7 protein-coding genes are annotated in these 9,710 nt (G+C 47.4%); 2 read left to right on the top strand and 5 right to left on the bottom strand.

Features of this window, described 5'->3' with window-relative positions; translation table 11 throughout:
• Nucleotides 1-125: 125 nt before the first annotated feature.
• From accB to QZY09_RS16005, 5 genes are all read right to left on the bottom strand, one after another.
• Nucleotides 126-599 (bottom strand): acetyl-CoA carboxylase biotin carboxyl carrier protein, encoded by a 474-nt coding sequence (gene accB, locus QZY09_RS16025; RefSeq protein WP_295673997.1) that lies wholly within the window; start codon nucleotides 597-599, stop codon nucleotides 126-128.
• Between the two features lie 232 nt (nucleotides 600-831).
• A complete protein-coding gene (locus QZY09_RS16020) occupies nucleotides 832-1,821 on the bottom strand; it encodes a beta-ketoacyl-ACP synthase III (RefSeq protein WP_295673995.1) in 990 nt (329 codons plus the stop codon).
• A gap of 11 nt (nucleotides 1,822-1,832) precedes the next feature.
• On the bottom strand, nucleotides 1,833-2,774 hold the full coding sequence (gene plsX / locus QZY09_RS16015) for a phosphate acyltransferase PlsX (RefSeq protein ID WP_295673993.1): 942 nt from the start codon (nucleotides 2,772-2,774) through the stop codon (nucleotides 1,833-1,835).
• A gap of 15 nt (nucleotides 2,775-2,789) precedes the next feature.
• Entirely contained in the window at nucleotides 2,790-2,981 is a 192-nt protein-coding gene (gene rpmF / locus QZY09_RS16010) for a 50S ribosomal protein L32 (protein ID WP_096349512.1), read from the bottom strand.
• 4 nt (nucleotides 2,982-2,985) lie between these two features.
• Nucleotides 2,986-3,513 (bottom strand): DUF177 domain-containing protein, encoded by a 528-nt coding sequence (locus tag QZY09_RS16005; protein WP_295673989.1) that lies wholly within the window; start codon nucleotides 3,511-3,513, stop codon nucleotides 2,986-2,988.
• 416 nt (nucleotides 3,514-3,929) lie between these two features.
• On the opposite strand from QZY09_RS16005, the gene QZY09_RS16000 reads away from it, so the two are divergent.
• Nucleotides 3,930-4,214: a hypothetical protein gene (locus tag QZY09_RS16000; RefSeq protein WP_295673987.1), complete on the top strand. Its 285-nt coding sequence runs from the start codon at nucleotides 3,930-3,932 to the stop codon at nucleotides 4,212-4,214.
• 1 nt (nucleotide 4,215) lies between these two features.
• Nucleotides 4,216-9,710 (top strand): cadherin-like beta sandwich domain-containing protein (locus QZY09_RS15995; RefSeq protein WP_295673985.1); only part of this gene is annotated, 5,495 nt, incomplete at its 3' end.

Raw genomic sequence — 9,710 nt, 5'->3', positions numbered from 1 at the left:
TTAGCTATTAATATTTTTTTAAACATTTTTTTGTTTTTGTGATTTCACCGATTATTTTTTGATTTCACCGATAGTATTTCAAAAAATCAGTGTAATCATTTCAAACATCGGTGCAATCATTAAAATTAAGCAGGTTCTACCAAAAATAAAGGTTGGTCATATTCAACCGGCGATGCATTATCAACCAATATTTTTACGATACGGCCTGAAATTTCAGATTCAATTTCATTGAAAAGTTTCATGGCTTCAATGATGCAAAGTACTGATCCAGGTTTGATCTCATCACCCACATTCACAAAAAGGGGTTTGTCAGGGCTTGCCGAGCGATAAAAAGTACCGATCATTGGTGATTTTACCACAATAAATTTTGAGGTATCAGCAACCGGTTCAGCTGCAGGCGCGGCCGCTACAGGAGCAGGCGCCGGCACTGCTGCCGGAGCAGGTGCGTAATGAAGCCCTTCGGGTACCGCTGCATTAACAATAGTTTGAACCTGGTTGGTTTTAATGGTGATCTTAAAATCATTCTGTTCTATGGATACTTCGTTTACTCCTGATTTGGCAACAAAGCGTATAAGATCCTGAATTTGTTTAATATCCATGCCCGGTGGTTAATTGGTTTAATAAAATGTGCAACGATGCAAAAAGCAAAAGTGCAATATTTTAATTAGTTAAATTGATAGTTAGTTATAAGCAAATTAACAAAACATATTTGATAATGTCCCGATGAATAATGTGCGAATTAAAAAGAATTTGAAAATTTGAAGATGTGCTAATTTGAAAATAAAAAACAAATAATTAATTTTCAAATCTTCAAATTAACTCATTTTCAAATTAGTACGCCCACTTTAAATAAATTGATCCCCAGGTAAACCCGCCGCCAAAAGCCGCCAGGATCAGGTTGTCTCCCTTTTTAAATTTACTTTCCCATTCCCACAAACATAGGGGTATAGTTCCGTTTGTGGTATTGCCATAGCGTTCAATATTGATAATTACCTTATCGGCGCTTACACCGGTACGGTTTGCAGTAGCATCAATAATCCGTTTGTTAGCCTGGTGAGGTACCAGCCAGGCAATATCATCGGCTGTAAGGTTATTACGTTCCATTACTTCAGCAGCAACGTCGGCCATATTGGTAACGGCAAATTTAAAAACAGCCTGCCCTTCCTGGTAAGCGTAATGCTCGTAAGCATCAATGGACGCGTGGGTTGCCGGTTTTACAGATCCGCCTGCCTTTTGGTGCAGGAAAGCTGCGCCTGAGCCATCGCTCCGTAAAATGGAGTCGATTACGCCGTTGCCTTCGTCATTGGGTTCAAGCAAAACAGCACCGCAGCCATCGCCAAAAATAATACAGGTGGCGCGGTCTTTAAAGTTGGTGATTGCTGACATTTTATCGCCGCCAACTACCAATACTTTCTTGTGTTTCCCGCTTTCAATAAACTGTGCGCCGGTGGCTAGTCCGAATATAAATCCGGAGCAGGCTGCCTGCAGGTCGTAACCCCAGGCATTTTTGGCGCCTATTTTATTGGCAAGTATATTGGCCGTGGCCGGAAATACAAAATCGGGGGTGGTGGTACAAAAAATGATCAGGTCAATTTCCTCGGCGCCAATACCGCGTTTTTCAAGCAGGGCTTTAACTGCCGGTACGGCCATATCCGAGGTACCTAAACCTTCGCCTTTTAAAATCCGGCGTTCTTTAATCCCGGTACGTGAGGTTATCCATTCATCATTGGTCTCTACCATTGTTTCCAGCTCATGGTTAGTTAGTACATAATCGGGTACATAACCATGTACGGCTGTAATAGCAGCGTGAATTTTACTCATTTTATTTTTGTTTACTGGAAAGCCAGTTTTATTTTTTCAACAAGAGCGCTTTCCACCATATTTTTTGATAAAAGCACCATATTTTTTATTGCTTCAGGACTGGATATGCCATGGCCCACAACCACAGGCGCGTTTACGCCCAATATAGGGCTGCCACCGTATTGCTCATAATTAAACAAATCAAAAAAATCGTCCTTAATGCCTCTTTTAACCGCAATATCGTAAAATGATTCGGCAAGTTTTAAAATAACGTTCCCGGTAAAGCCATCGCATACCACCACATCAGCATAATCCTCAAATGCATGGCGGCCCTCAATGTTGCCGACAAAATTGATCAATTTACTTTCTTTCATCAGCGGATAAGCGGCCTGGCAAAGCAAATTGCCTTTCTCCTCTTCCTCTCCAATATTCATTAAAGCAACGCGGGGGTTTTCAATATGATGAACATACTGAGCAAATAAGCTTCCAAGCGCGCCATACTGCAAAAGGTATTCAGGTTTGCAATCGGCATTGGCGCCAACGTCAACCAAAATACTTAAAGTGCATTTAGCAGCCTGCGGAATAATGCTGGTAATTGCCGGGCGTAAAACACCAGGAATTGCTTTAATACTAAACATAGCCCCAACCAGCATAGCGCCGCTATTACCTGCAGACGAAAAAGCCTGGAGCTCTCCCTCTTTAAGCAATTTAAAACCAATAGCGATACTGGAATTTGGCTTTTGTACGATGGCTTTTGTAGGATGTTCACCCATACCGATCACCTCGGTGGTATGCACATACTCAAAATTATCAGGGTTGAAATTATTTTCATGAAGGATGCTAACGGCGATATCCTTATCGCCTATTAACACCAGTTTTTGATCAGCAGCTAACATCTTAAAAGCAGCAATTGCCCCTAAGACTGTAGCCTGCGGAGCGAAATCGCCGCCCATAATATCTAAGCCAATCTTCATTTCAGAAAATTAAACTTAAGCTACGGCTGCTTTCTCGATCAGTAACTTTCCGTTGTAGTAAACATTACCATCAACAGTGTAAGCACGGTGCGGCAAATGCACGGCACCTGTAGTTTTGCAGGTAGTTAAAGTTGGCAAAGGAGCATTGTCATGCGTTCTGCGCTTGTCTCTCCTTGATTTGGATATTTTACGTTTTGGATGTGGCATAATCCTATTTTTTATTTAAATTTTTGAGCGCTTCCCAGCGTGGGTCAACTTGCTCGTTTTGTTCAGTATTTGTGGTTAGCTTATTCAGGCTCTCCAGCATTTCTTTATCACAATAAGGGGTTTTACCCTCATCAATGCAAACCGTTATCAGCGGCAGTGCAACGTTTATGTATTCATAAATCAACTTTGAGATATCAATCTCGTGGTCGTTTTTAGTAAGGATGATGATCTCTTCATCCTCGTCAATTTCCTCTTCACTAAACTTGGCCACCTGCTGCTCGCGTACATCCACATATTGCGGGTAGGGCGCCAGGCAACGGTCGCAGTTTGTATCAATCGTCCCGGTGATCCGAAAATTCAGGATGATCATCGTCTCCTGTTTTTCCAGTTCAACCTGGCATTTCAAATTTGCTTTTTTTACCAGTGAATATTCAAATTCATCAAAAAAAGCGTCCGTTACCTCGAATTCAAACTCGTGCTTTCCCAGTTTAAGGCCGGTAAAAGGAATCGAAAAATTTCTTAGCGATTTCAATGAGCAACAATTAGCCCGCAAATGTAAGGATAAATATGATATTTGAAAAGGGTTTTTTTAAATAGGGAAAACCTTCCCGATAGTCCTGAAAATGCAGGAACCATTAACGTACCAAACGGAGACCTGTCCCAGGATATTTGAAAAGTATTTTTCATGAAATTCAGGCGCACTGTGGCTTAATAAATATCTTATTAATTAACATTAGCCAACTATCTGTTAATGAGAGTTGTAAAACGACAATCCCTTAAAAAAATTGGATGGTTTGTCAATTATTTTTTTGTAGGTTTAAATAGTGTAATAGATTTTAATACTGATTTGATGGCATTTACACCTGTAAGGGGCCACATTAATATAAATAAGTATAAAAATACCCGCCAAAAGAAGACGCTATATCCATTGAAATCATAAGACGCAATATGAAAAAGTACCTTTCTGCCATTTTTTGCTTATCAATTTTAGTAAGTTCAAACTGCCTTTTTGCGCAGGCGCCCACTATCAGCTACAGCAGCCCGCAAAGCTATGTTGTTAATAAAGCCATCACCCCCTTGGTGCCGGTAACTACAGGTGGCAGTGTGGGCTTGCCAGGCACATATAACAATGCGGCTTTGTTAGTGAGTATTCCCACTGGGCAAGGTGCAAATTTTGTTACTGTCGATGCTAACAACAACGTTTTTTATTCAGTGGGGGGGTGGGACAAATAGTGTGTTTGAGATTCCGGCGGGAGGTGGCTCCCCGATAGATTACACCGGCGCAAATTCAGGCAATCCAACGGGAATAGCTGTAAATGCGGGCGGCGATTTATTTGTAGCTTATTCCAATACAAATATTTTGGTTGAATATTTCGCCAATCACGCCGGCACGGCGGTATTGGCTACAGGTTTTAACGACCCGCAGGGAATTGCCCTTGACATTGCTGGCAATATCTATGTTGCCGATAGCGGAACTAAGTTGTTAAAAAGGGTGCCTGCAGGCGGAGGTACACCCATATCGATCGGCAGCGGTTTAACGGCGCCTGAGGGAGTAGCCGTTGATGCATCAGGGAATATTTTTGTCAGTGATTTCGAACTTGATCACATAACGGAGTTTCCGACGGGGGGCGGCCCAGCCATTTCCCTTGGATCCGGGCTCCATTTTCCCTGGGGCTTAACAATAGATGCTTCCGGCGGCTACCTTTATGTAGCCGACAAAGGCAACAGTTCAATAAAGAAGATACCCACCGCAGGCGGTACACCAATTACCATCGGGCCAGGCTCAAACAACCCGCTCCAAACTCCGGAAGACGTTGCTCTTGACGCAGCAGGTAACCTTTATATCACTGACTCGGGTCAGGGAATTGCCGAAGCACTGAAAGAAATGCAGCAGTTTAAAGGCTATGTCATAAGCCCTGCACTGCCTGCCGGGCTCAACTTTGACAAGACTACAGGCATTATCAGCGGAGCGCCCTCTGCTGTTATGTCCGCAACTACGTTTACCATAACAGCTTCAAACACTTCAGGAACTGGTTCAGCCAGTTTAGTAATACAGGTTAACCCGGTGCCGACCATCAGTTACAGCAGTCCACAGTCTTATAATGTTGGCGCCCCTATAACGCCCCTTGTGCCGGCCAGCAGCAACGTTGCCCCCCGGGCCTATGGATCCCCATTTTCGATCGGCGCCGGTTTTAGCAGCCCAACTGGCGTGGCTGCCGACGCAGCCGGCAACTTGTTTATTGCCGATGCCAGCAATGGCGCTATCAAAAAAATACCGGCTGGCACAACTACAGCGGTATTGGTGAACAGCGGATATGCCAGTCCGCACGGTGTTGCCGTAGACGCTGCAGGTAATATTTATATTGCCGATTATGGCCACAATGCAGTCGCGAAGGTGAGTCTGATCGGAACAAGCTATATCTATAGCGGTGCCATAGGATCCGGATTTCTGAATCCCGCCGGTGTGGCAGTAGATGCTGCCGGCAATGTTTTCGTTGCCGATTTCGGTAATAACGCGATCAAAAAAATACCGCAGGGCGGGGGTGTTCCGGTAACGATCGGCTCGGGGTTTCTCCATCCAACCGGTGTTGCCGTTGACGGCGTTGGCAACGTTTATGTAGCTGACTTTGGTAATAAAGCGGTAAAAAAGGTACCTGCCAACGGGGGCAGCGTAGTAGTGCTAAGCAAGGCAATTACCAGCCCCTATGGCGTAGCGGTGGATGCCTTAGGCAATGTGTTTGTTGCCGATCAGGCCGGCAACGCCATCAGGGTGATCCCGGCCGGCGGCGGAACCGTCACCACCTTTGCGGCCGGTTTTTCGGGTCCGACAGGTGTAGCCCTCGACGGCTATGGCAATGTGATCGTGGCCAGCCAGTTAAATAATGCAGTGGACGAGATAGGGGCACTTGGCGGATATTATGTAAGCCCGGCCTTGCCAACAGGGATAACTTTTGATCAAACGACCGGCATTTTCGCGGGAACGCCCACGGCAGCAAGCCCTGCCCGGAACTATACGGTTACCGCGTATAACACTTACGGATATACCACAGCAACCGTTAACCTAACTACATTTTCCCCGGCACCCGCAATTAGCTACAATAGCCCGGTTAGTTTCCTGGCAGGGGTTCCGGTAAGCCCGCTGGGGCCGGCCAGTACCGGTGGCCCGGTGGCGGCTCCGGGCTACAGTATTAGCCCGGTGGTGCTGGGTTCAGGGTTTTCAGGGCCATCCGGCGTTGCAGTAGATGCTTCCGGTAATGTTTATGTAGCGGACTATTTACACGCATTGGTAAAAATGATCCCGGTTGGCGGTGGAGCGCCGGTAGTCTTAGGCTCGGGGTTTGTAAGCCCTTACGGAGTAGCTGTTGACGCGTATGGGAATGTGTACGTAGCGGATTTGAACTTTACCACCATAAAAAAGATCCCGGCGGGCAATGGCCCGGTAGTTGATGTGGGATCGGGATTTAATAATCCCAGCGGCGTAGCCGTTGATGCTGCCGGAAATGTATATGTTTCGGATGTTGGGAATTTTGAGATCAAAAAGATCCAGGCAAGTAATGGCGTTGTCTCTATAATGGCTACAAATGTTCTTAACCCCTATGGTTTGACAGTTGACGCAAGCGGTAATATATACTATGCGGAGTCGTATACCAATAGCATAAAAAGGGTTCCGGGCGGCGGCGGGGGCACACCTGTTGTATTAGGTTCCGGGTTTAATGCACCCGGCGGCGTGGCCGTTGACGGCGCGGGCAATGTATACGTGGCTGACTATGGCAACAGCGCGGTTAAAGAAATACCTGCCGGCCAAAATACGCCAATTGTGATAGGTTCCGGCTTTTTCCACCCTGCGGGCGTGGCGATAGACGCTGCAGGCAGGGTTTTCGTAGCCGATCAGGATAACAGCGCTGTAAAAAGGATAGACCCCGTTGGGGGCTACTATGTCAGCCCCGGCCTGCCTGCCGGATTGAAATTTAATGACACTACGGGATACATCACTGGTACACCCACCATGGCAAGTGCAGCTGCTAATTATACCGTCACCGCCTACAATGCCAGCGCCGCCGCATCTGCGACAGTAAATATCGGGGTAATATTCGACCTGGGCCTATCGTCGCTAACCATCAGTGCGGGCACATTAAGTCCTTCATTTACCAGTGTTATCCCGAACTACACAGATCATATCTACAATGTAAATAACCCGGTAACGGTTACCCCAACAGCCATCGATCCTGTTGCCACCATTACCGTCAACAACGTCGCGGTTGCTTCGGGGACAGCCTCGGCACCCATTTCATTAAACGTGGCCTCCAATACGATAACTATTGTTGTAAGCGCGCCCGGTACCATAGCCACATCTACCTATACTATAAAACTTATCCTGCCCACACCCACGCTTAGCTACAACAGCCCAAACACTTACCCGGCCGGCATAGCAATTACCCCGCTAAAACCAACAAGCACCTACATTGCGGCCAATGGTTATAGTGGTATAGAAAGTGTAGTAGCATCGGCGGTGGTTAGGCCGATCGGCGTAGCCGTTGATCTGCCAGGGAACGTTTATATCGGCAAGTCAGGCAGCAGTTCTTTATTAAAAATACCGGCGGGGGGCGGCACCGCTGTTGCTTACGGCTCAGGCTTTAGCGGGCCGGTGGGCGTAGCGACAGATGCCGCAGGTGACGTGTATGTTGCCGATTACACCGGTCATGCTGTTAAGGAAATACCGGCTGGCGGTGGCACCCCGGTCACTATCGGCAGCGGCTTTTCCGGTCCTTATAGTGTCGCTGTAGATGCTGCCGGCAATGTTTACGTGGCCGATTTCACCAGCAGCACAATAACAAAAATACCGGCCGGAGGAGGGACCCAGGTTATTCTCGGGTCTGGTTTTCTGAACCCGACCGGAGTGGCGGTAGACGCTCCCGGGAACGTATATGTGGCCGATGAAGGCAACAATGCAATCAAGGAAATCCCTGTGGGCGGGGGAGCGTCTGTTATCATAGGCTCGGGCTTTAGTAATGCCCGTGGCGTGGCGGTTGATGCTTCGGGCAACCTGTTTATTGCCGATAGCGGGCATGGCCGCGTGGTTGAACTGCCAGCCGGCGGTGGTGCCCAGGTAGTCTTAGTATCGGGTTTTAGCCTGAACGCCGGTGTTGCTATTGATCAGTATGGCGTAGTTTATATGTCTGATTTCCTGCATAATATTGTTTACGCTACCAAGCCTTCGGGTGGCTATTATATCAGCTCAGCGCTTCCGGCAGGCTTAAATTTTAGCAATACAACAGGTGCCATAAGTGGTAGCCCTACGACGGTAAGTCCAGCATCAAATTATACCGTCACAGCTTATAATCCAGGCGGAAACGTGTCAACAGCAGTTAGTATCGCGGTAACATCATCTGCAGCACTGTCGGCTTTACAACTCAGCAGCGGGACATTAACGCCGGTGTTTGCATCTGGTACCACCAGCTATACAGCCAGCGTAGGCAATGGCACAAGCTACATGACGGTAACTCCTACCGCAAGTGATGCTAATGCTACAATAACCGTGAACGGAACAGCGGTAACCTCGGGAACAGCTTCGGCAAGCCTGCCTTTGGTGGTAGGGCCAAATACCATCACCACCATTGTAACTGCAAAGGATGGCGTATCAACAAAGACCTACAAAATCACCGTAACCCGCGCACCCTCCTCAAACGATAATTTAAGTGCTATCAAACTGAGCCCAACGACAGCGTTAACGGTAGTCGCAGGCGCTGATTATAAAGATTATACCGCTTCGGTTGCCAACGCGACCAGCAGCGTTCAGGTGACACCTACCACTTCAGTAACTACTTCTACAGTAACGGTAAACGGCGTTGCAGTAGCCTCCGGAACAGCATCCGCTGCTATCCCCCTAAACGTTGGAGCTAATGTGATCACAACGATAGTCACCGCGGAAGATGGCGTATCAACCCATGCCTATGTCATTACCGTTACCCGTGCGCCCTCACCTGTTGCGACCCTCTCCGCTTTAGTTTTAAGCAGCGGAACCTTGTCGCCCGCGTTCGCTGCCGCAACCACCGCTTATACCGCCTCGGTTGCAAATACAATAACCACCATTACAGTAACACCCACCACCACCAATACCGCAGCCACGGTAACGGTAAACGGCACAACGGTAACTTCAGGCACAGCATCCGCATCTATACCGCTAATCGTAGGGCCAAATACCCTCAGCATCAGTGTAACCGCCCAGGATGGCGTAACGGTTAAAACTTATACGGTAACGGTAACCCGTGCACCATCCAATAATGATAACCTGAGTTCCATTAAGCTGATACCGGCAACTCCTATTACCGCTGTTGCTGGCCCGGATTACAAAGATTATACAGCATCGGTTACCTATGCCACCGGCAGCGTGCAGGAAGTTCCGACAGCGGCTGTTACTACTTCAACCATAACCGTAAATGGCGTAGCTGTAGCCTCCGGTGCAACATCAAACGCTATCCCATTAAATGTGGGGGCCAATACCATTACAACTGTGGTCACCGCGCAGGATGGGGTATCCACCCATACGTATGTGATCACCGTAACCCGTGCAGCCGGGCCAATAGCAAACGCGCTCAATACAGCAGTAAGCGTAAGCAATCCAACTGATCACCCGCAAATGATGGGAGCAGAGATCACGGTGCATATGGGTCTTTCGCCCAATGGGGATGGGATCAATGACTTTTTACTGATAGACGGCATCACCAATTC

The sequence above is a fragment of the uncultured Mucilaginibacter sp. genome, assembly GCF_903913935.1.
Lineage (GTDB): Bacteria > Bacteroidota > Bacteroidia > Sphingobacteriales > Sphingobacteriaceae > Mucilaginibacter.
Note: the sequence above shows the minus strand (reverse complement) of the source record. Positions and strands in the feature narration are given on the sequence as shown.

Coding starts and splice junctions, on each gene's coding strand:
- rpmF (WP_096349512.1), bottom strand. CDS start 2,981: ATGCCACATCCAAAACGTAAAATATCCAAATCAAGGAGAGACAAGCGC.
- accB (WP_295673997.1), bottom strand. CDS start 599: ATGGATATTAAACAAATTCAGGATCTTATACGCTTTGTTGCCAAATCA.
- plsX (WP_295673993.1), bottom strand. CDS start 2,774: ATGAAGATTGGCTTAGATATTATGGGCGGCGATTTCGCTCCGCAGGCT.
- QZY09_RS16000 (WP_295673987.1), top strand. CDS start 3,930: ATGAAAAAGTACCTTTCTGCCATTTTTTGCTTATCAATTTTAGTAAGT.
- QZY09_RS16020 (WP_295673995.1), bottom strand. CDS start 1,821: ATGAGTAAAATTCACGCTGCTATTACAGCCGTACATGGTTATGTACCC.